The sequence below is a fragment of the Pseudomonas sp. D(2018) genome, assembly GCF_005502555.1.
GTDB classification, from domain to species: domain Bacteria; phylum Pseudomonadota; class Gammaproteobacteria; order Pseudomonadales; family Pseudomonadaceae; genus Metapseudomonas; species Metapseudomonas resinovorans.
The window spans coordinates 61,435-81,279 of record NZ_SCOK01000020.1; the positions used below are offsets into that span (position 1 = coordinate 61,435).

The following is a 19,845-nucleotide window of genomic DNA, read 5'->3' on the forward strand; positions in this document are numbered from 1 at the left end:
GAAGGGCCGCCATCGGCAGGGCGCACGATGGCGGCAGGAGGGTCACTCAGCGCAATCCCTTGCTGCGCAGGGCGCCGGGTGAGTAGTCAGAAGTGCTGGCCTGATAGCTGAAGTCGAATGGATGGCGCTGTTCGCTGGTCAGGCCGGAGGCCAGGTAGCGGCCGTTGTTGAGGTCGTAGGTGATCTCCATGGCGTTGACCGCCGACTGCCCGCTGTAGTGGTAGTAGCTGTGGGCCTCGCCGATGCGCCAGAGCTCGCCACGGTTGTCGTAGTGGTCAGCCTCGAGGATGGCCCAGGTGTCCTCGTCGATGAAGTAGTGACGCTTGCTGTAGATATGCCGCATGCCGGGCTTGAGGGTGGCAACCACCTCCCATACGCGGTGCAGCTCGTAGCGGGTGGCGTTGGGGTTGACGTGGCCGGGTTGCAGCAGGTCGTCGTAGTGCTGGTCGGGGGAGGCCAGCCGGTAGCTGTTGTAGGGCACGTAGAGGGTCTTCTTGCCCACCAGTTTCCAGTCGTAGCGGTCCGGCGCACCGTTGAACATGTCTCGGCTATCGGCGGTACGCAGGCCGGCGGTGGTGGGGCCAGCCGTGTCATAAGCGATGCTGGGGGCACGCCGTACCCGCCGCTGACCGGCGCTGTAGACCCAGGACAGGCGCGGCTCGGCCACCTGGTCGAGGGTTTCATGCACCAGTACCACTTCGCCCACCATGCGCGAAGGCGCGGTCAGCAGGTGGCTGTAGTAGTAGAGGATGTTGCGCGCCTGCTCCGGTGCCATGCCTTTCACCGCGTCGCGGCGGGTGAAGTATTGCTGGGTCGTCATGATGGTGTAGGCGCCGTCCTTCTGGGGCGCCGCGCTGTCGGAGGTCAGGCTGAAGCTGGCGTTGCGATTGCGGGTCAGATGGTTCCAGAGCACCTCCAGCCCATTCTGCGGGATGGGGAACGCGACCATTCCAGAGAAGCCTTCCACGCCGTTGCCGTCATTCATCAGGCGGGCGCTGGTGGCGTTGCGTGCGGCAGATTCACGGAGGGCGTCGGGTACGGCCGCCGAGCGGTGGCTGGGGTAGACCGGCAGGTGGAAGCTGTTCGGGTAGCGCTTGAGCAGGGCGATCTGCCCGGGGCTCAGATGCTCCTGGTGCTCGGTGTAGTTGCGCGCATCGATAGTGAACAGTGGCTGCTCACCGCGAAAGGGATCGGCCGGCGTGCCATTGGCCGTCAGCTCGGGTTTGGCGGGTTGCAAGCCGCCGTCCCAGGCCGGAATGCGGCCGTCGGCGCTGCCGGTGCGTTCGGCACCGATCGGGGTCAGGGGGCCTTGCAGTTTGGCCGCCTCTTCCGGCGAGACAGCGGCCAGGACCTGGCCGGACAGGAGGAGGGTGCAGAAGAGTGCGCCGCCACGCACCAGGCTGTGGGTGTTGATCATGAGGGACTCCACTTAGAAATTGACGCCCAGGCTGATGGACAGGTAATCGCGGTCACCACGGGTGCCGTAGTCGCCGTCGATGAAGTCGGTGTATGCCAGGCTGGCGCTGTAGGTGTTATTGAGGGAGGCGTCGAGGCCGACGCTGATGGCCTTGGAACCTTCACTGAAGGCCGAGCCTTCGCCGGGGCCGTTGCCGTCCACATCGTGCTGCCAGGAGAGGTTGGGGCGCAGGTCGATACCGGCGATGGCGTTGGGGTAGCTCAGGTTGGTGCGCACCCGGTAACCCCAGGAGAAGCGCGTGAGAAAGCCCTGGTCGTTACAGTGCTCTGGCGTTTTCGAGGTACCCGCACAGGCGCCGCTGGCGAGGATGCCGCTGCCATAGGTGCCGCTGCGGCCATAGCGCGGACCGAAGATGCCTTCCAGGCCGCCGACCCAGGTGGCTCCCGCTTCGCCCACCACCACCAGTTGATCGGCCCCCAGTACCTGGGCGAAAGAGTGGGTGGCGGTGACCTGCGCCTGGGTGACTTCCTTGCGTCGGTAGCCGTTGAACAGCGTGCTGTCCGCGTTGGGGCGGATGTCTTCGGCCACCAGGGGCGAGCGTGCGGCGTTGTTCAGCAGCGATTGGATGACGTCTGTACCGTTGAGCTGGATCGGCATGTTCGGCCGGTAGCTGATCTCACCCTGTAGCGCGGTACCGGTGCTGAGGTTGGTGGAGAACGACAGGCCATACAGGCGGATGTCTTCCGGGTACTGGGCCAGGTACTGGGAGGTACCCAGGCGCAGGGCACCGGCCAGACTCTGGCCGTTGGCGCTGCGAAGGAAGGCACCGCAGTTGGCCAGGGGCACGCCGAGGTTGGCGCACAGCTGCGGGGCGAAGCTGGTGTTGGTGTAGTAGGGGCTGCTGATGGTGCCCATGTAGGGCACGCGGCTGTGGTAGTTGGCGATATAGGCGCCGAATTCCGTGTCCAGGTTGGCGGCGAACCAGCGCAGGGACATCCCCCACTGACCACCGTTGCGGGCATCTTCATCGCCGGCACGGGGAATACGGATGCCCTCGTCAGTGAGGTTGACGCCGAACGGGGTAAGGCCAGCCACTGCCGCCGGGTTGCCGGTGAGCACGTTGCCCACGTCGAGGCCGTCGCAGCCATCGGCGAGGAAATCGTTGCTGGAGAAGAAGGTGCCGCAGTTGTCCAGCTGGGTCTGTTCCCAATCCAGCTGGTAGAAGAAGTCCCCGGAGATCGCATCAGTCAGGTTCTGCGACACGTAGAACATGTTTACCGGAACAAGGCCTTCCTTCACCTCCGAACCCGGACGGCGCAAGGCCGAAAGATTGAAAGGGTTGACCACGTTCATACCACCCTGGATGAACGTGCTTTCGCCCCAGTTCACCACCTGCTTGCCCAGGCGCGCCGAGCCCGGTTGATCGGCGATGGCGTAGTTGTAGTAGACGAAGGCGTCCAGCAACTCGGTGCCCGCAGTCTTCGCCGAGCGCTTGCGGTTGTTGTCTTCCACATTCTTGAAACGCTGGTCCTGGTCCCGCAGGACGTAGTCGTACCAGTAGCTGCCCCGCACGAAGACGCCGACGTCACCGTGGCTCAACTGCAGGTCATGGGTGCCTTTGAAGATGCCGGAGAAGGCGTCGCCCGAGCGGAAGTTGCGCCTGCCGTCGTCGCCGGTGGCGCTATTGAGCTGCTTCGGATCGGGGTTGGCGGTAGAGATGCTGGTGCCGATGGAGAGCGAGGAATCCAGTTGGCCCTCGATCTCGCCGATCTGGAAATCGGCTGCCAGTGCATGACTGACAAGGCAACTCAGCGGCAATAGGAGAAAAGGCGGACGAATAATGCCGCGCATATTGAATCTCATCACTCATTATCCTCTTTGTTTTCGAGTGAGAACCAAGTTTCAGGCGCAGGCACAACAAGTTCGGGTATATCCAGGCAATAGGAATCCCGGCCGCTTGAGCGACGAATCGACACTATTCGGCAGAATGGATATCGAGGTGGGAAGTTGGCTCTGGTTGCCTTTTACTTATTGTTCTGCGTAGTTGGGTGAAGTTGCGGATACTCCCTTCTGTCGGATGTTTAAGCGATACTAGGGGCGCCCCGGAACCCCGACAAATAGTGTCTTCCGATAGTTGCCATATCACTTCGGCATAGCCAGCGAGACCCCTATGACCCTCAAGCAGCTCCGCTACCTGATCGCCATCGCCGAGGCAGGAAGCTTCTCCGCCGCCGCGCGCCGCTCCTTCATCGCGCAGCCGGCCCTGAGCCGGCAGATCGGTCTGCTGGAAAGCGAGCTGGAAATACAGCTGCTGGAGCGCCAGCACGATGGCGTAGCCCTGACCGATGCCGGCCGGCGCCTCTACGAGGTGGCGCGTTCGGTAGTGCAGAAGCTGGATTCGGTGAAGGACGAACTGACCTCGACGCGCGGTGATCCCAAGGGGCATGTGTCCGTTTCCATTCCTGCTACCGCCTCGGCATTGCTGCTGCCGGAGATCATCTCGCGGGCGGCGGAGAAGTTCCCCAGCATCACCCTGACGGTGTGCGACGGCCTCACCCGCGAGGGCGGCCAGGCCATCGAGCTGGGCAAGGTGGACTTCGGCGTGGTGCCCAATGCCGAGGAGCTGGAGCACGTAGCCGCCGAACCCATCTTCAGCGAGGACCTGTATTGGGTGGGGCCGGCCAGCGAGGCCGAGAAGAACACCCCCATCACCCTGGCCGAGGCGGCCGCCACGCGGCTGGTGGTGGCGCCGCGTGCCTTGCACCTGCGGCGACGCATCGAGCAGGCGGCGATGGAGGCGGGGGTGGTGCTCAACGTGGCCTACGAACAGCAGTCAGCCCCGGGGATTGCCAGCCTGGTCCGCAGTGGGTTGGCGGCGACCATCTGCAACTGGCCGCCGCTCGTGGAGCTATTCGAACCGACTGGCGCGCGGATGGTGGTGGAACCGCGCATCACCCGCACCGTGTCCATCGCCCACTCGATCCACAAGCCGCTGTCCTTCGCCGCGTCCTGCATGCGGGACCTGGTGCGCACGATCCTGCTGGATGCGGTGCGGGAAGGCCGCTGGCGCGGCAGCCTGATCGAGCGCGTCGACGAGGAGGAGGCTCAGGCCCTGGAGCCGAGCGCGGGCGAGTCGTCCTGAGCCAGTCGCTCGCGGGAGCGCTGCGGGTTCATCGTCACCAGGCCGATCAGGCCCGCCACGATCAGCACGCCGCCGCACACCAGGAAGCCCTGGGCGTAGCCCTGCGGATGCCCGGCACCGGCGCCATGCACCAGCAGGCCGGTGACCACAGGGGCCGAGAGCCCGGCCAGCGAGGCCACCGCATTGCCGATGGCGAGGATGCCGCCGCGCTGGCTGCTGGGCGTGAACTCCGCCAGCATCGCCGGCCCCACCGAGTACATCACCAGTGCCAGGCCGCCGCTCAGGGTCAGGGTGATGATGCGCGTGGTGACCGAAAGCTCCTGGAGGATCAGCGACGCGGAGAACAGCCCGGCGACGATCAGGCAGCCCGAGACGAAAGCGCCACGAGCCAGGCGTGACGGCACGCCGCGATGCAGCAGGCGCTGGGACAGCCAGGCCATGAACAGGCTGAGCGGTGTGGTCACCACCACGAAGAGGACGAACATGCGGCCGGTGTTCAGCGGGTCGATACCCAGGCCCACTTCCAGGTAGCTCGGCACCCAGGTCAGGGTCAGCGCCAGGGACCAGTTGGCAGCGAAGTGGCAGGCGTAGTTGCCCAGCACGCTGCCATCGGTCAGCAGGCGGCGGTAGGGCACGCGGTGGGTATCCGGGGTCACCTGGCCGGCGCGCAGGTTGTCGAGGGTGCCTTCCCGGCCCAGCAGCAACCAGAGGGCGCACCAGACCAGGCCAATGGCTGCCAGCACGGCGAAGTTGGTGCGCCAGCCGTAGTGCAGGCTGATCCAGGGGATCATGGCGCCGGCCACCAGCAGGCCCATGGCGCTACCGGAGTGCAACAGCGCGACTGGCAGGCTGCGGCGATCATCGGGAAACCACTTGTACAGGGCGTGGGTCGCCACCGGGGAGGCGGGGCCTTCACCGATGCCCAGCAGCACACGGCAGGCGACGATCATCCAGAGGGAACTGGCGAACAGCATGGGCAGCTGGATCAGCGCCCAGAAAAGCCCCATGCCCAGCAACAGGGTGCGGGTAGGCCGGCGGTTGGCGAGAAAACCGCCGACCACAGCGGAGACGGCGAAGAGCCAATGCAGGGCTCCGCCGATCAGGCCGAATTCAGTGGGGGTCAGGCCCAGCTCCTCCGTCATCGGCACGGCGACCAGGCCGATCACCACCTTGTCGAGGAAATTGACCAGCATCATGAAGGCCAGCAGGACCGCAATGGTCCAGGCGCTGGCAGGGCGGAAGGCAGTGTTGTCTCGGTTCATGGGGATGCTCTTGTTGTAGTTGTAGACGACCCCGTCCGGCTTCCCCGGCCAGACGGGTACTGCAGGGCGCTTCAACCGGGCATCAGAATACCCTTGGCGATGGTGTTGCGCTGGATCTCACTGGTGCCGGTCAGGATGCGCATCATGCGCGTCGCGCGGAACAGCCACTCGACGGGATGGCCCGCAACAAGCCCCGAACCGCCGTGGATCTGCACCGCACGGTCGGCGATGCGGAAGGCGGTTTCCGAGGCGTACAGCTTGCACATCGATGCCTCGACCTTGATATCGCCGCCGGCGTCGTTGCTGAGGGCGGTGGCGAACATCATGCTGCGTGCCGCATGGAGCTCGGTGGCCATGTCGGCGAGCATGTGGCTGATGGACTGGAACAGCGCAATGGGCTGGCCGAACTGCTTGCGCGTGCGGGCGTGGTCCATTGACAGGTTCAGGGCCAGGCCCGCCATGCCGAGCATGGTTGGGCAGTGCAGCAGGCGGTTCAGCGTGATGCGCCCCATGGCCAGCTTGAAGCCAGCGCCTTCGTCACCGATGCGGTTCTCCACGGGGACGCGGACGTTTTCCAGCAGGATGTTGCCGTGGGCGCCGCCACCGGACATCACCGAGTAGTCGCTGTCCACCTGAACCCCGTCGGCAGTGAGGTCGACGAAAAATGCCGAAATGCCCTGGGGGCCGCGCCCCGGCTCAGTCACCGCCAGCAGCACGGCGATGTCGGCGTAGGAAGCGCCGGAGATGTAGCGCTTGGCGCCGTTGAGTACGTAATGGTCACCCTCGCGGCGGGCTTCGGTACGGATGGCGGTGGCGTCGGAACCGGCTTCCGCCTCGGTCAGGGCAAAGCACACGGCCTTATCCGCCCGGCACACCGGCTTCAGGAAGGCGTCCACCTGGAAGTCGCTGGCGACCCGGAACAAGTGGCCGATACGGGGTGGCCCGGAGAGTTCGCCCAGTATGTGCGGGGCGAGGGGCGAGCCGGTCAGCACCGCCGCCTCCTTCACTGCACAGAGTTCGGCAATGCTGAGTCCGGCGCCGCCCAGGTTTTCCGGTAGCAGGGCGTTGTAGAAACCCAACTCGCAGGAGCGCTTCCAGATATCCCGCAGCAGGGGCCGGGCGACCGGTTGGCCCCAGGTGATACCTTCCCGCTGCACCAGCGGGTCGAGTTCGTCGCGGACAAATGTGTTGATGCCGTCGATAACGCGACTGGCCTTCTCGCTTGGTTTGAGCATTTGCCTGTCTCCCTTAGATACGTCGTTCGCTGTTCTGCCAGTACGCTTCGCGGATCAGGCGGCGCACGACCTTGCCGTTGGGGTTCTTCGGCAGTTCCTTGACGAAATCCACCGCGCGGGGCTTCTTGAAACCCGCCAGGGAACGCCCGCAATACTCGATGATGGCTTCGGCGCTCAGGCTCTCGCCCGGTTTCAGGACCACCACCGCGCGGACTGCCTCGCCCCATTGCTCGTCCGGTACGCCCACCACGGCCGCCTCGAACACCTGGGGCAGGCTGTAGAGCACTTGTTCCACTTCGGTGGGGTAGATGTTGAAACCGCCGGAAATGATCATTTCCTTCTTGCGGTCAACGATGAACACGTAGCCGCGCTCGTCCACCGTGGCCAGGTCGCCGGTGAGGTAATAGCCGTCGCGCATGACCTCGGCGGTCAGCTCCGGCGCCTGCCAGTAGCCCTTCATGATGTCCGGGCCCTTGACCACGATTTCGCCGATCTCGCCGGGGCCTACGTCCTCGAAGGCATCGTTCACCACCCGCAGGGTGGTCTCGAAATAGCAGCGGCCGCAGGAGGCCAGGCGGCGCTGGTCGTCGCCCTCGATCAGGTGGTCCTGTTCGGTCAGCACCGTCACCAGGGAGCACGTCTCGCCCGCACCGTAGCCCTGCGCCAGGATCGGCCCGAATACGTCGATGGCGCGCTTCACCAGGGCAGGAGCCATGGGGGCGGCGCCGTACATCACCAGGCGCAGGCTGGAGAGGTCGAAACGCTCCACCTCCGGGACGTTCACCAGGCGGTTGATCATGGCCGGCACCAGGAACAAACGGGTGACCCGCTCGCGCTGGATGGTTTCCAGCAGCAGATGGTCGTCGTAGCGCTCCAGGAGCAGGTTGCAGGCGCCCACGGCCAGCAACGGCATGATCTGCATGCCACTGGCATGAGTGATGGGGCCCACATGGGCCATCACATCGCCCGGGGCAGCACGCCGGGTAGGGCTGGCGATGCTCTTGCGGATCAGCGCCTTGCGGTTGCCGAAACTGAGCATGGCGGCCTTGAGTACGCCGGAGCTACCAGAGGTGTAGTGCAGCACCGCCAGGTCATCGTCGTCTGGATCACAGTGCACCGGGGCCTCGCTGCCACGTTCCAGCACGTCCGGATAGCGGGCGTCGCCAGCTTCGTCGTCGAGGGAGATGATCCAGCGCAGGCGCGGCACTTCACTGCGACGGGCGTGGAGGGCAGCGGCGAAGCGGCCGTCGGCCAGCACCGCCTGGCTGTGGGAGTCGTCAAGGACCTGGAGGATTTCGTCCAGGGAGAGGCGGGCGTTGATCGGCACCTTGACCATGCCGGACTTGTAGAAGGCGATCTCCGCTTCCACCAGCTCCACCCGGTTCAGCGCCAGAATCGCCACATGGGCGCCTCGGGTCAGCTCCAGGGCCTGGAGCCCGGAGGCAAGACGATTGGTGCGGGCCTCCAGCTGCGCGAAAGTGATCCGTTGCCGGCTATCGACAACCGCCTCGTAGTCGGGCCAGTACAGGGCACTTCGACTGATGATCTTTCCTAAGTTCATTTATTGTTCTCATCGGCAGGACAACTGCGCCGATGCTAGCCAAGCGAACTTCGCGGCAACTAATACAACAGTACGATGCAGGCCATAGCGATATGGAATAGCTGCAACAACGCGGTGAATTCGCCCAACTTTCCTGTGGCGGCGATTTCAGTTGCCCCGGACGCCGTACCCAATCACCTGCAGCGCACGGCCAACCCCCTCTCCCTTTGGGAGAGGGCAGGGGTGAGGGAAATCAATCCTCGCTCGAACGTTGGGCCCGGTCCTGTGGAGGCGACTTCAGTCGCGAAGAAACAACCCCCACAACACCGAGCCCTCACGTCACAGCACACGCCGCCCAATCGGCAACTTCACCATCTCCACCAGTTGGCAGAAATCCTCGTGGCTACTGCGGGACAAGTGAATCACCGCATCCAGGAGGGCGCCTTCCCGGTACTCGTTGAGGTAAGGCCCCGGATCGCCGTCGCGCAGTGCCGCGTTATCCATCAACACCTCGGCAATTACCTGAGTGGTATGCAGCCGCGCCTCCAACCGCTGCACCAACTGCCGGACCCGGCGCTCTTCATGGGAAGCACTCATGGCGACACCTCCACGCCGTCCGCAATGAATGCCGGCAAATCCCGCCAGGCCACCCACAGCTCCCGCTGCCAACGCACCACACCCACCTGCCGGTTGGCCCAACTGATAAAAGCCCGTCGCGGCTCGGCACTTGGGTCACGGTGATAGTCGTGCAGCGTCGGCACCAGCACCTCGCTCAGCCAGCGACTGATCTCGGCATGCGCGGGTCGCGCGAAGCGAAACAGCGCCTTGTAGGCCCCGGCATCGCTGATGGCTTCCACTTCTTCATGAAGGCCGCTGGCGCTCGCCAGCAAAACGGTGCGCCTTTCAAAACGCTCCAGGGCATGGAGCAAGCGACGGGCATTGCGAACACCCATCAACTGGGCAAAGTCATGGGCGACGAACCAGGGCTGGTTGTCGATCATCACGGCGCGCAGGCGGTGGGTGTGGTGATGGAAAAGGATGGGGGTGTATGCGTCGTGCATGGTGAAGCTCCTAGCTCTAGTCCTTGGAGTCGTCACCGTCCGCTGTCAGTCGAAGGGTGACGGACCACGCGGGGTTGACAGACCGGAGCTAGGACCCGGCAGACCCGAGGGCCTCCCCGCGCGATCCGCCATAGAGCAGTGCAGTTCAAAAACTGCATACGCGTGGAGGCCTGCAAAAAACGTCCGCCGTTTTTCGCATGCACCTTGTGGCGCAATCGCGCCTAGCTAACAGGCTGTCAAACCCGGCCACGGGATTGACCGTGGCCGGGGCAGGATAGGGATAGAGGAGGGGGAGGGCAAGGGGATACGGAAGGGGCTGCTATCGGCCAGAAGCGGACTGTTGCCCAGTAAATAAATCTGTCCCCTTTTCCAATCTGATTAACACCTAAGCCAGTTGTGCCCGAGCAACACAACTGGCCACGTGTACTTACGCTAAGTCATTGTGACGGTGGATCCAGTGGGCAGGGATGAGTCCGTCGTCCTTGCTCTGCCACGCCGCTACGGGCACGGTGTCAGCGACCTGTCCCCAGATGTCCGGGCCAGCATGTTCAAGGACAATGATCTGAATGAAATGGCCTGCACGCTTGAGGCCTTCAGCCAAGACTTCGAAGATTCGGCGCGTGGCAACGACATCCGCTGGCCGGGCTTGATTCACCGCTTCGAAACCCGCATCCAGTGCGTTGATGCCACCGGTATTGCTTGGGAAATAGACCTGGCTCGGCTGGTCGATCACGATGAAGCTGAAAGGCGGGAGCCTGCGATTCTCTTCCTTCGACAAGTATTCATGGATCCCGAGGAACGTCGCGATGTGATAACCCATCCAGTTCGCACCACTGCCGATTTCCCAGAGGTAATCCCGCTGGCCGTGAGAATCGAAACGAAGCGTGAGCTCTTTCCTGTCCAGATAAATCTCAGCGCCAGGCGTTCCGTTCAAGCCGAACTGATCCGCATAGCCCTCGAACATCGGGGCTAACTGGGCATCCACCTTGCGCTCTTGCTCAGCCATGTCGGTCAACGACATCTGGAAGTTGTAATGCCGAATCAGGCTTTCCAGCTCGGTCATGCGCTTCTTCAGACCTTCATCCGCTTCAGAGCCATCCAGTTGCTTGATCAGTCTGCTGATCTCACCCGCCACATAGTAGATCTGGCCAATGGCATTTCGGGTACGCTCATCCTCTTGGATCAAGCGCGCCTGCTCCCGCATCAAACGCGACAGCTCACGCTCCTCTTTGGCGCGCTGCCGTTTCAGCGTTGCCAGTTGCTTGTCGACGACGGGGTTGTCCTTGAGCGCGTCCGAAATCCGGGTAACCTTGTTGACTTTCTCTTCCAGGTTCTCGATCACCATAGGCAAGGCGTTGGTGAATGAGCCGCAGGCCACACAGTGCCCACCATCAGAGACGCTCTGCTTGAGCCAGTCGAGCCCAATGACATGGGACTTCTCAGTATCAATCGCTGCGACGAATTGCTTGCTGTTACGCGCCAGGTGGTCAAAGCCATCGATCTGGGCATCAAGTTCGTCAACGATACGTTGTTGCTTCCCAACTTCCTCGATGACCACCTTCAGCTTTTCTGAGATATGCAGTCGTTGAGGTTCCAGGAGTGTCTGCTCAAGCCGCCCTTCATGGGTAGCGATGACGACCTTTTTAAGCAGTTCGACTTTCTGAGCGCCCTGGGGGCTTGTGCGTTCAAGCAAGCCCAGCTGAATGCAGCGATCAAACAGTTGGTCGACGTCAGCGTAGTGGCTCGCCTTGGCCGCATCGTGGACTGCTAGCTGCTTACGCAGCCGATCCTGCTCGCGCTGCGCTTCATCCCGACGCCGTTCATTCATGATGTAGTTTGCATCCACCATACCGAGCGCGTAGGGCATGGCTCGCGTCAGGCGCTCCTTGTGAGCAAACGAGTCGGTTTTGAAGAACAGGGTGTTGGGGTTTGCCACGATGTGCTGAGGCAGGAAGTTGAACGCCGCCATGTCGCGGTAGGAGCTGCGGCGATCGAAGCTGGACGGCTCCTCATCATCGGAGTGGGGGAGATCACTGACCCGAACCATGCCATCAAAGGCGGCTTTGTACTGCCCCAAGGAGTGGGTACGGTAAACGGAGTCCGGGATCTGTTCATCGTCGACCTCCAGCATGCAAAGCTCGTTGGAGCCTTGGGAGTTTCCTGGAGTGCGTCGCGCTACGACGTAGGTGGTATCGAGAAGGCGGATTTTCATCCCGAACCACTCGACTGTGTCGCGGATTATACCGATTGGAATCTGGCACTTGGTCGCGCCCAGCACATAGTCAATGATGTGGACAATTGACGACTTGCCGGTGCCGCTCAGCCCATAAATGATGTTGATCTTCCCGTCTTGAAAGGGAATGACTCGTGGCTCCAAGCCAGGACAGCGAGGCCAGAGGATGACTGCGTCAATCGTGAATTTCATTGGGAATCCCAAACAAGAGCTTGTACAGGTTCTCTGTCGTGTCGGTGGCAAACCACTTCGCCAGTTTCTCAGTGGTCTGCAGCATGGCCGCGGGGATGGTGCTCTTGATGCCTCGTGGCCAAGGATCGACCAGGACTTGGAAGCTGGTCTCACTTCCCTTGGGGCCGATCTTTCCAACCAGACGCGAAGAGACGGCGAGATTGAGCCCTTGTAGGGTGGTAGCCGCATGAGCGGACACCCTTCGCTGCAGATCAATTTTCAACACCGGGGTCTCCCTGAGCACTGCACCCAAGGTGGAGCGGCTGGTGCGCTTGCTCAACGCGTCGCGTGAGCGCTGATTCCACACCAGCGGCAGCACCAACATCAGTTTCGGTAGATCCGGGGTTTGCCCGAGCCCTGCCTCTTGGTATTCGCCTATGAAGTGCGTCAGGAGAAAGCAGGCCAATGAAGAGTTGTGGATCAATTGATGATCCAGATACACCTCACTCATGACTCATCCTCCGAGGTCGGTGCGTCACGGTGCCAATGGATGGGCGAGTGTGTTCCATCGGCGTTGGCCATCCTGTGATAGGTGCCGCTGAACAGGTACTGAGCCGTGGAGTTCACCCGTCCAACCTTCATGGGAAAGGTTTCTGGAAACAAGGTTTTTGTCATCACAGATCTGTAATCAGCAGTGCCGTAGTCATCTAGCGACGTCATATTGTCCAACTGGTGGCGGTCGTTGATCGCCTCCCAGCGATCACTGAGCACACGCTCAGCTACATCAAAGTCCTTGGCCAGAACTGCACCTGATTCCAGAAGGCGGATGCGCTCAGAGTAGGCGGCACAGTAGAAGCCGAATTGCTTCATCAGCAGGTCTTTCGGCATGTTGATTTTGTTGAGCTGTTCCACGAACAGCATGTCCGCAGGGTCGATTTTCTCAGCCCACTCTGCGAACTCGGTTTTCTCGAAGGGCAAAGGTTCCCAAGGGCCATTCATGAACGCTTCAACGAGCGTTTGGCGCTTGTTGTAGTAAGGCTGAGCGGTCGTCCAGAAAGGCTTTCGGGCTACCCAGGTCTCTTGGCAACGGTCGAACAGGAAACCGACCAGACCATGGTAGATGTCCTCAGCATTCGCCACCGCGTCCTCCGGGAGGTGGAGAGAAGCGATCACACGCTGCTTCATCTGGGCATTGAGCTGGCCGTCCTCAATGGACATGTGCTCGATCAGAAATGCCAAGTCGGCGTCCGAGTAGGCGATGACATCCCGAGCGATCTCGCCAGGCTTGCCTGTCATGCCACCGGCATGCGTTCGAAGCGCAATGACCGCGTCTGCCACATCTTGCTTTGAAAGGGCATCAGAAAGCCGCATAGCCAGCGTGCCTTTCTTAAGCACGCGGTTCGTGACGAGGAGAAACTGCAATTCCTCATACTCTTTTCGAGCAGCCGCTAACCCGCTCAACCAGATGCGGAGTGTCTTCCACAGGTTTCTACTGCTGTCTTGCAGTGGGTTTTTGCGAGGTTGCACAGAGAGCTTCGCTTGCTCTGACACACGCCGAGAACCTGTCTCTGTCTGGCTGACCTCTTCAACATCATCAGCCGTTTCAATGCCGAACCTGGTCTGCGCGTTGGGTGCTGTGAAGATGCGGTACAGCGCGCGTTCGTACTGGTAGCCATACCCCGCTGCGCTGGAGCTAGCATCTGGATCCTTCATCCTTCTATCTCTCAGTCCATACCCATTTAACGGCGGGGCCGAGCCCCCATTCCTCTTTCCACGGAGCAACGGGTACAGGAATGTACCGGCGAAGATGTCATTTGGCCATAACTTTGAGGGTGCTAAATCGCCCTTTGTTTGGTAGATACCTCGAGTGGCTGCAAAGGGTCGATTTTTGCCGGTCAAGACCGGCAATGAACGGCCAGGAGCGGCCATCGCCTAACTTTGGAGGTATGCGGCCCACAAAGGCTATGCCGTTGTGGGTACGCTGGACCGACGGGTTAGATTCGCATCTCGGAGCTTTGCCGTCGCGCCCGCGATTTCGCGGACGATAGTCTTAGCTTGCGCGGCCGAGACTTCAACGCGAGTGTGAGCGATTCGGTTTCGGACGATCATATGGGCCCGAATGCGCTGATATTCCTTGACGGTAAAGACCTCTTCCTTTTTCGCGTATTCGAGCAGCATTCCGAGGCTTGATCGAGAGGCAAAGCTGTCAAGACCAGAGAGCTCGAGCAGTTGTCGAAGATCGTGCTCGAGAAGTGAGAAGGCAGCTAAGACCGCTGCGCGGTACTCCTTCTTTTGAAGGAGTCGATTTGGCTCATCTTCTAGGGATGGGGAAATTCGAGAGAATGCTTCGGCAAACGCAGCCTCAATTGCCTTAATGAAGGTAGGAGACTCCTCGTCCAGCGACCGAGGGCGTCTTATGACTTGGTGGCTAGCGATATCAAAAGGCACGGTCGCCTGATCTTCGGTAATCAAGATCAGAGGTTTGGCCATGCCCTCTTTAGAGAGAGCCATACCTACTTCCAGCATGGTGTTTGGCGAGCTTAGGTCGGCAAATACGATGGCAGAACGCTCAATGAGCGCGTACACCTTGGCCATGAGATTGTCGCCCGGGGTGGCCACATCGGTAGCCATGATTGGGCTGAAGCCGTATCGCTCGGCAATCGGGTATATGCGAGCCTTGTAGACTGCAGCATACCGAGTTGGGACAGAGAAGAACGCGAGGCGACTCTGGGCGCTTGATGGAAGCGACAGCTCGGCTTGCGGCTCTGGTTCCGTGGCCGTACTAAGAGAGATGATCTTAGAGGACCAGTACTCCAGAAGCTCTCGGAAGACGATCTCCAGGATTTCTCCGTACGACCGATTTGGTGTCTTCGGAAGATTGATGACCTTCACACCTCGGCGCTCATAACGCGCTACGGTATGCGCAGGTGCTCCAACTTGGAGCACGTAAGCTGGTCGCCGAAGTGCCCCCAGTCGATCCTTGACCACTTGCCAAATCTGTCGGAAGTCAGGGTCATCGAGGCTGTAGCCGATGAAGAGCGCGGTGTGATCTATCAGGAGGCTTGAGAGGTGAGTAGCAAGCAAGGGGAGGCTCGTGAGGAACGCGTCGTAGTCCTCCTCTGTAACGACCAGGCGATTTGGGTGGTGGAGGTCGCCGTGGAGCTTAAGCAGCCTGACCCCAGCTTGAGAGTCACCTACCGCGAGTTGATCCTCTGAGATTAGAGGAATGCAGTACTTGCTGATTCGTGCGTACGCCTGCTCTAGCAGAAAGTCGAAATTGGTCGTCACCACGCGTTCAAAGGGAAGCCTGCAGAACTCTTCGTGCGTCTTTGCTGGCTGGATCGTCGTGATGAGTAGCGCCGACGAAAGTAGTTCGACTAGCTTCACCCGAGTGAACTCATGCGAGTAGGCGGATAGTGCCTCAACTGCTGATGTGTACTGGTATTCGGGCAGCGCTGCTGCCACTTTCTTCCCCAATCCGTCCCAATCGAGCATCTTCTTGCCCTTGGGGATTTTGGCATTAAGCGAGAAGCCCGCCCCGACAAATGGGAGGCAGCGACCTTGAACCATGTCTTCGAGAAATGGCTCTGGAAAGTGACCAAGGTAGTCCGGCACAGGGGTTCCTTGCGATCTAACTACTATTAGGCGACATTGCTGCCGGATAACGTTCCTTGTCGCTTGATAAGTCCTTGTTCAGCTTGAGGATGGTCGCGGGATGTGCAACAGCCTCAGGGAGAAATGCGACATGGGGACAAGCCGAGGCTGCTTGAAAAGCTTCGGCAGCAAACTCACAGGAAACACTACTTGATTCCCACGGCGCCAGTCTATTGCCATGGACCGCTTCTGGCCGGTTAGCGCCCTGTGTCATGACTGGCGATCCTTGTCCTCCCTCACGTGGAGGGCAAACCATGAACACCATTGCTATCTGTAGCCGCCAAGCCTGGAACAAAGGAAAACTGGTTGGGCAAAAAGCCCCGCTCCGTCTACGAGATATCTGGGCGATCCGGGTGAGACTTCAAATTGCGGAGAGAGCAAGGGATCTGGCTCTCTGAATCGGCCCTGGCTTTGTAGATATCTACGAACGACTGGAGAGGAGTGGCAGCGGGCTTCGGCGAGCGAATGCTTCTGGCCGACAGCACCACTACATCCCCCACCTACGCACTTCAAAGCCGGGAAACCGACAACGTTGTGCTTTGGCCGTCCAAACCGACACCGCTTGCGGGGCCGTCCGTTGGGTTTCGCTTCGCTCTAGCGGAACGCCGCCCGCACCAACCTACGTCGCTTTTTCTCGCGCGCAAAAAAAGCCCGCCATGAAGGCGGGCACAAGCCGTCCAGCATAAAACTCAGTAGGCGTCGTCCATGCCGTCGTCGATGGCGATGCCTTGTTCGCGCATCTGTTTGATCAGGCCTGCGCGGGTTTCGGGCAGGTTGAGCAGGGCGACTTTGCGGACTGCGGCCACTTCGGCCTCGGTGTAGGGCTGGTAGTTGTCCGGCACGCTCGTGCCGGCCATGCCGTCCTTGCGCATCAGCCAGTTGAGCAGGTCGGCCAGTTGGGCGTTGTTCAGCGCCGACTGGGACATGCCCGGCACTCGCACCAGGAACTCACGACCGCCTTCTACCTTGAGGAAGTTGCCGACGAAGTCCTTCATCTTCGGCGTGTCGTTGGCCTTTGAGCCGGTGCCGTCGCCCAGGTGGCAGCCGGCGCATTGCAGTTGGTAGTTCACCGGGGTGCTGTAGCCCGCCTGGGCGATGGGCTTTTGCAGCTCTTCGTTGCCCGGTGCGTGTTTCTGGTTCGGGTCTGGAATGGCGCGGGCCAGGGCCAGCGGGGCCGCCATGGCGCACATCAGTCCAGCAATCAACAGGTAACGCATGGCGGCCCTCCGGAGTCAGATGGCGACGCCGCGGATGATGGAGACGGTGCAGTGGTAGATGTGCGATTTAGCTGCCAGGCACCAGTTCACGTCGTTGTTGTTGAACGGACGGTACATCGGCTCTTCGCTGTCGTTGCGGGTGCAGGCGCACTGGGCGCAGCTGTGCTTACCACAGCAGTCGTTGTAGGAAATGATGTAGTCCTTGTTGTCGGCCGGGTTACGGCAAGTGCCGATCCAGGTCACCTGGGAGGCCTCGGTGCCGGGCGGGCAGGAGGTCACCGAGCCGCCGCAGCAGCTGCACAGGAAGCCGTCGATGGAGCAGTAGCGCCAGTAGTCGCAGCTGTTGGGGTCACCCGGATCGCCGGCTTTCGGGGCTTCGGCGGCCAGGGCCTTGCTGGTGCGGTCGATGGGCAGCAGCACCGGCAGGGCGGCGCCGGCGACCATCAGCGAGCCCAGGCGGGCGAGGAGTTTGCGTCGCGAAGTGGTGTCAGCGACGTGGCGCGTGGAGCGCTCGAACAGGCGGTCTAGCAGTTTCATGGAGAGCTCCCTTCCTCAGTGGTTGTGTGCGCCGTGGGCGTGCGAGTGGTTGTGCAGGTACTGCTGCAGGGTGGCGCTGCCCAGGTGCTCGGCTTCGAACAGGCTGTCGAGGTGCTCGCGGGAGTTCACCAGGCCCTTGGAGCGCAGCACGCCGGCGTTGTCGATCAGTGCGGCGTAGGGGAGCTTGCCGATCTGGTAGGTCATGCCCACTTCCGGGCCGACTACGTAGGTGGCGTCTTCCAGCTTGTGCTCGGCGATCAGCGCCTTCTGGGCATCCATGTCGCCGTCGCTGACGTAGATCACGTCGAGGCGGTCGGCCTGGTCCTTGGCGATGGACTTGATGGCCGGCAGCAGGGATTTGCAGATCGGGCAGGTGGGCGAGAGGAAGAACAGCAGTTGGGCTTTCTCGCCGGCATAGCCGAAGTTGACCGGGCGGCCGTTACGGTCGGCGGCGGTGACCTTGGGGGCGGGTTCGTTGACGGCCACGCCTTTGTCGACCATCAGCGCGCCGGCCGGGGCCAGGCGGCCGTGGAGTACGCCGATCTGGCGAACCAGGCCCATCACGGCGAAGGCCAGGGCAATCAAGAGGCACCAGAGCAGGACGTTGGAAACGATCAGGGCTTCCATAATTCACCTTCCAATAAGTTTGAGCAGACGGGGAGCGTTGGCCATCAGGCCATCGGCAGCGGCATAGATGAGCAGGGCCACGGCGCTGGAGGCGATCACGACGAAGCTGTCGAAAACGCCCAGCTCGCGGCTGAGGGGGGCGAGGCTGGCGATCAGCGCCAGGCCCACCAGTACGGCGTTGCGGGCCAGCAGCACCGGACGGATCGGCTGGGCCTGTTCGGGGCCAGCGCAACCGCAGTCGATGTCGCGGCGGCCGCGCCACAGGTTGATCGCGATGGCCCCGGCGTAACCGGCCAGCAGGGCGGCGGCGACCCATGCGGCAACCGGGCGGCTGGCGGGTACCAGCAGGGCGAAGGCCACGGCCACTTCGATGAAGGGCAGTACCCGTGCTACCGGGCGTACCAGGCCGCGCGGCAGCAACTGGTAATCCTCCACCTGGTTGGCGAAGCGCGCCGGCGCACGCAGCTTGTGGGTCGCTGCGCTGGCCAGGATCACCGCAACCGCAACGGCGGCGGCGATGACGAAGATAGGATCAGGTTGCATGGCTGCACCTCGTCAGTGGCTGAGGACCTGGATCGGCGTCTTGGCGATGCGTTCCATGGTGCCGGTGTGCTTGCCGCTCTTCAGGTCGAAGACTTCCAGGCCGCCGCTGATGTTGGTGCCCAGCAGCAGGGGCTGGTCATCGCTGGTGGCGTGCAGGCTCCAGATCGGGTTGGGTGCTTCCAGGGTGCCGATTTGCTTCTGGGTCTTGAGGTCGTAGACCCAGACGAAGGGGCTCGGGTCTTCCCACTTCATCGGCTCATGGGCGTCATGCATCAACACGTAGAGGCGGTTCAGCTTGGGCGCGACGGTGATCAGTTGCCAGCCGCCCGGTGCCCAGCCGGCTTTCTTCTCGGCGGCATCGCTGACCAGTTCCCAGGCCTCGAGGATTTTCGGCGACTTGCCGGAGAAATCCACGCCGCGCACGGTGCCGGTGGTGGTGACGAAGTAGTAGGTGTCACCCACGGCGTAGGCGCGCTCCACCAGCTTCTCGGCGTTCGGGTCGAAGAAGGCGGTGTGGGTACGGGAGATTTCCTTGCCTTCGTCGTTCAGCGTCACCAGTTGCAGGTTGCCGTCGCCACACAGGGAGGCGAAGGAGCGCTTGCCCACCGGGTAGTTGAGCACGCAGCCGGGAATGGCGATCTCGGTCGCGACGGCTTTCGCCTTGGTATCGACCACGGTCACCGAGGTGGACGGGGTGAAGTTGTAGACGTAGACGAAGCGGTCATCGGCGCTGGTGCCCAGGGCGTAGCGCTGGGTCAGGGTTTCGGCGCGCTTGGTGGGGATCAGTACTTCCCAGGACGGCGACAGGTTGCTGGTGTCCCAGGCGGTGAGTACGTCGGTGCGGGTGCCGCGGGTACCACGGGAGTAGAACAGGTCGGCGGTGTACAGCAGCTTGCCGTCGCGGCTCAGGGTGGAGGGCGCGGCAAAGCCGGTGCTTACCATGCCGAGCATCTTTTTCTTCTCGGGGTCGACCACGGTCACGCGGCCGGCGACGAAGTTCTCGAACTCCACGTCGACGATGTAGGCGCGGTGCGGTTCCGGTGGGAAGGGCAAAGTGGTCTGGCCGATGCCTGGATCAGCGGGCAGCTCGGCACTTGCGTTGCCGAGGCCGATGAGCGAGACGCCCAGGGCCAGCGTTGATTGGGCGAGGATCCTGGTTATTCGCATAGGGGCGGCTCCCTGAATTATTGGTCTTTATCGCGGGTG

At 61.9% G+C, this 19,845-nt stretch carries 17 protein-coding genes and 1 pseudogene; 2 read left to right on the plus strand and 16 right to left on the minus strand.

Features of this window, described 5'->3' with window-relative positions:
- Positions 1–46 precede the first annotated feature (46 nt).
- Together FFS60_RS14825 and FFS60_RS14830 are read right to left on the minus strand one after the other, a co-directional pair.
- The gene (locus tag FFS60_RS14825) at positions 47–1,417 is read right to left on the minus strand and encodes a DUF1329 domain-containing protein (protein ID WP_137822378.1); all 1,371 of its coding nucleotides are present in this window, start codon (positions 1,415–1,417) and stop codon (positions 47–49) included.
- 12 nt (positions 1,418–1,429) lie between these two features.
- Positions 1,430–3,280 carry a DUF1302 domain-containing protein gene (locus FFS60_RS14830; RefSeq protein WP_137822379.1) on the minus strand — a complete coding sequence of 617 codons (1,851 nt, stop codon included), beginning with the start codon at positions 3,278–3,280 and terminating at the stop codon, positions 1,430–1,432.
- Between the two features lie 307 nt (positions 3,281–3,587).
- Between FFS60_RS14830 and FFS60_RS14835 the strand changes: the two genes are divergently transcribed.
- Positions 3,588–4,559 (plus strand): LysR family transcriptional regulator, encoded by a 972-nt coding sequence (locus FFS60_RS14835; protein WP_137822380.1) that lies wholly within the window; start codon positions 3,588–3,590, stop codon positions 4,557–4,559.
- Here FFS60_RS14835 and FFS60_RS14840 read toward each other — a convergent pair.
- From FFS60_RS14840 to FFS60_RS14880, 9 genes are all read right to left on the minus strand, one after another.
- On the minus strand, positions 4,523–5,821 hold the full coding sequence (locus tag FFS60_RS14840) for an MFS transporter (protein WP_137822381.1): 1,299 nt from the start codon (positions 5,819–5,821) through the stop codon (positions 4,523–4,525). The two genes, FFS60_RS14835 and FFS60_RS14840, sit on opposite strands and share 37 nt — an antisense overlap.
- A gap of 71 nt (positions 5,822–5,892) precedes the next feature.
- Entirely contained in the window at positions 5,893–7,056 is a 1,164-nt protein-coding gene (locus tag FFS60_RS14845) for an acyl-CoA dehydrogenase family protein (RefSeq protein ID WP_137822382.1), read from the minus strand.
- A gap of 13 nt (positions 7,057–7,069) precedes the next feature.
- Positions 7,070–8,617 (minus strand): AMP-binding protein, encoded by a 1,548-nt coding sequence (locus FFS60_RS14850; RefSeq protein ID WP_137822383.1) that lies wholly within the window; start codon positions 8,615–8,617, stop codon positions 7,070–7,072.
- Positions 8,618–8,935: 318 nt separating this feature from the next.
- A complete protein-coding gene (locus FFS60_RS14855) occupies positions 8,936–9,193 on the minus strand; it encodes a hypothetical protein (protein ID WP_137822384.1) in 258 nt (85 codons plus the stop codon).
- Complete coding sequence (locus FFS60_RS14860) at positions 9,190–9,657, minus strand: BRO family protein (RefSeq protein ID WP_137822385.1); 468 nt, start codon at positions 9,655–9,657, stop codon at positions 9,190–9,192. The genes FFS60_RS14855 and FFS60_RS14860 overlap by 4 nt, the downstream gene beginning before the upstream one ends.
- A gap of 427 nt (positions 9,658–10,084) precedes the next feature.
- Positions 10,085–12,082 (minus strand): DUF3732 domain-containing protein, encoded by a 1,998-nt coding sequence (locus tag FFS60_RS14865; RefSeq protein ID WP_137822386.1) that lies wholly within the window; start codon positions 12,080–12,082, stop codon positions 10,085–10,087.
- Positions 12,066–12,572 (minus strand): three component ABC system middle component, encoded by a 507-nt coding sequence (locus FFS60_RS14870; RefSeq protein ID WP_137822387.1) that lies wholly within the window; start codon positions 12,570–12,572, stop codon positions 12,066–12,068. The genes FFS60_RS14865 and FFS60_RS14870 overlap by 17 nt, the downstream gene beginning before the upstream one ends.
- Positions 12,569–13,774 carry an ABC-three component system protein gene (locus FFS60_RS14875; protein WP_137822388.1) on the minus strand — a complete coding sequence of 402 codons (1,206 nt, stop codon included), beginning with the start codon at positions 13,772–13,774 and terminating at the stop codon, positions 12,569–12,571. The genes FFS60_RS14870 and FFS60_RS14875 overlap by 4 nt, the downstream gene beginning before the upstream one ends.
- Positions 13,775–14,023: 249 nt before the next feature.
- On the minus strand, positions 14,024–15,676 hold the full coding sequence (locus FFS60_RS14880; RefSeq protein ID WP_137822389.1) for an SIR2 family protein: 1,653 nt from the start codon (positions 15,674–15,676) through the stop codon (positions 14,024–14,026).
- A gap of 293 nt (positions 15,677–15,969) precedes the next feature.
- Here FFS60_RS14880 and FFS60_RS14885 point away from each other — a divergent pair.
- Positions 15,970–16,110: pseudogene (locus FFS60_RS14885) on the plus strand (integrase); the annotation flags it as partial.
- A gap of 294 nt (positions 16,111–16,404) precedes the next feature.
- Here FFS60_RS14885 and FFS60_RS14890 read toward each other — a convergent pair.
- Genes FFS60_RS14890 through FFS60_RS14910 form a run of 5 tightly spaced genes read right to left on the minus strand, consistent with a single transcriptional unit; the run spans position 16,405 to position 19,806 of the window.
- Complete coding sequence (locus tag FFS60_RS14890) at positions 16,405–16,932, minus strand: cytochrome C (protein ID WP_137822390.1); 528 nt, start codon at positions 16,930–16,932, stop codon at positions 16,405–16,407.
- 15 nt (positions 16,933–16,947) lie between these two features.
- Positions 16,948–17,469, minus strand: coding sequence for a methylamine dehydrogenase light chain (locus FFS60_RS14895; RefSeq protein WP_028630094.1), 522 nt, complete (start codon positions 17,467–17,469; stop codon positions 16,948–16,950).
- A 15-nt stretch (positions 17,470–17,484) separates the two neighbouring features.
- On the minus strand, positions 17,485–18,096 hold the full coding sequence (mauD, locus tag FFS60_RS14900; protein WP_028630095.1) for a methylamine dehydrogenase accessory protein MauD: 612 nt from the start codon (positions 18,094–18,096) through the stop codon (positions 17,485–17,487).
- A 3-nt stretch (positions 18,097–18,099) separates the two neighbouring features.
- Entirely contained in the window at positions 18,100–18,639 is a 540-nt protein-coding gene (locus FFS60_RS14905; protein WP_028630096.1) for a MauE/DoxX family redox-associated membrane protein, read from the minus strand.
- A gap of 12 nt (positions 18,640–18,651) precedes the next feature.
- Positions 18,652–19,806, minus strand: coding sequence for an amine dehydrogenase large subunit (locus tag FFS60_RS14910; protein WP_137822391.1), 1,155 nt, complete (start codon positions 19,804–19,806; stop codon positions 18,652–18,654).
- Positions 19,807–19,845: the final 39 nt, after the last annotated feature.

Excerpts from the sequence above, each read along its gene's own strand:
- FFS60_RS14870 (WP_137822387.1), bottom strand. The coding sequence starts at position 12,572 with ATGAGTGAGGTGTATCTGGATCATCAATTGATCCACAACTCTTCATTG.
- FFS60_RS14910 (WP_137822391.1), bottom strand. The coding sequence starts at position 19,806 with ATGCGAATAACCAGGATCCTCGCCCAATCAACGCTGGCCCTGGGCGTC.
- FFS60_RS14825 (WP_137822378.1), bottom strand. The coding sequence starts at position 1,417 with ATGATCAACACCCACAGCCTGGTGCGTGGCGGCGCACTCTTCTGCACC.
- FFS60_RS14855 (WP_137822384.1), bottom strand. The coding sequence starts at position 9,193 with ATGAGTGCTTCCCATGAAGAGCGCCGGGTCCGGCAGTTGGTGCAGCGG.
- FFS60_RS14840 (WP_137822381.1), bottom strand. The coding sequence starts at position 5,821 with ATGAACCGAGACAACACTGCCTTCCGCCCTGCCAGCGCCTGGACCATT.
- FFS60_RS14865 (WP_137822386.1), bottom strand. The coding sequence starts at position 12,082 with ATGAAATTCACGATTGACGCAGTCATCCTCTGGCCTCGCTGTCCTGGC.
- FFS60_RS14835 (WP_137822380.1), top strand. The coding sequence starts at position 3,588 with ATGACCCTCAAGCAGCTCCGCTACCTGATCGCCATCGCCGAGGCAGGA.
- mauD (WP_028630095.1), bottom strand. The coding sequence starts at position 18,096 with ATGGAAGCCCTGATCGTTTCCAACGTCCTGCTCTGGTGCCTCTTGATT.
- FFS60_RS14830 (WP_137822379.1), bottom strand. The coding sequence starts at position 3,280 with ATGAGATTCAATATGCGCGGCATTATTCGTCCGCCTTTTCTCCTATTG.
- FFS60_RS14895 (WP_028630094.1), bottom strand. The coding sequence starts at position 17,469 with ATGAAACTGCTAGACCGCCTGTTCGAGCGCTCCACGCGCCACGTCGCT.
- FFS60_RS14860 (WP_137822385.1), bottom strand. The coding sequence starts at position 9,657 with ATGCACGACGCATACACCCCCATCCTTTTCCATCACCACACCCACCGC.
- FFS60_RS14890 (WP_137822390.1), bottom strand. The coding sequence starts at position 16,932 with ATGCGTTACCTGTTGATTGCTGGACTGATGTGCGCCATGGCGGCCCCG.
- FFS60_RS14875 (WP_137822388.1), bottom strand. The coding sequence starts at position 13,774 with ATGAAGGATCCAGATGCTAGCTCCAGCGCAGCGGGGTATGGCTACCAG.
- FFS60_RS14850 (WP_137822383.1), bottom strand. The coding sequence starts at position 8,617 with ATGAACTTAGGAAAGATCATCAGTCGAAGTGCCCTGTACTGGCCCGAC.
- FFS60_RS14905 (WP_028630096.1), bottom strand. The coding sequence starts at position 18,639 with ATGCAACCTGATCCTATCTTCGTCATCGCCGCCGCCGTTGCGGTTGCG.
- FFS60_RS14845 (WP_137822382.1), bottom strand. The coding sequence starts at position 7,056 with ATGCTCAAACCAAGCGAGAAGGCCAGTCGCGTTATCGACGGCATCAAC.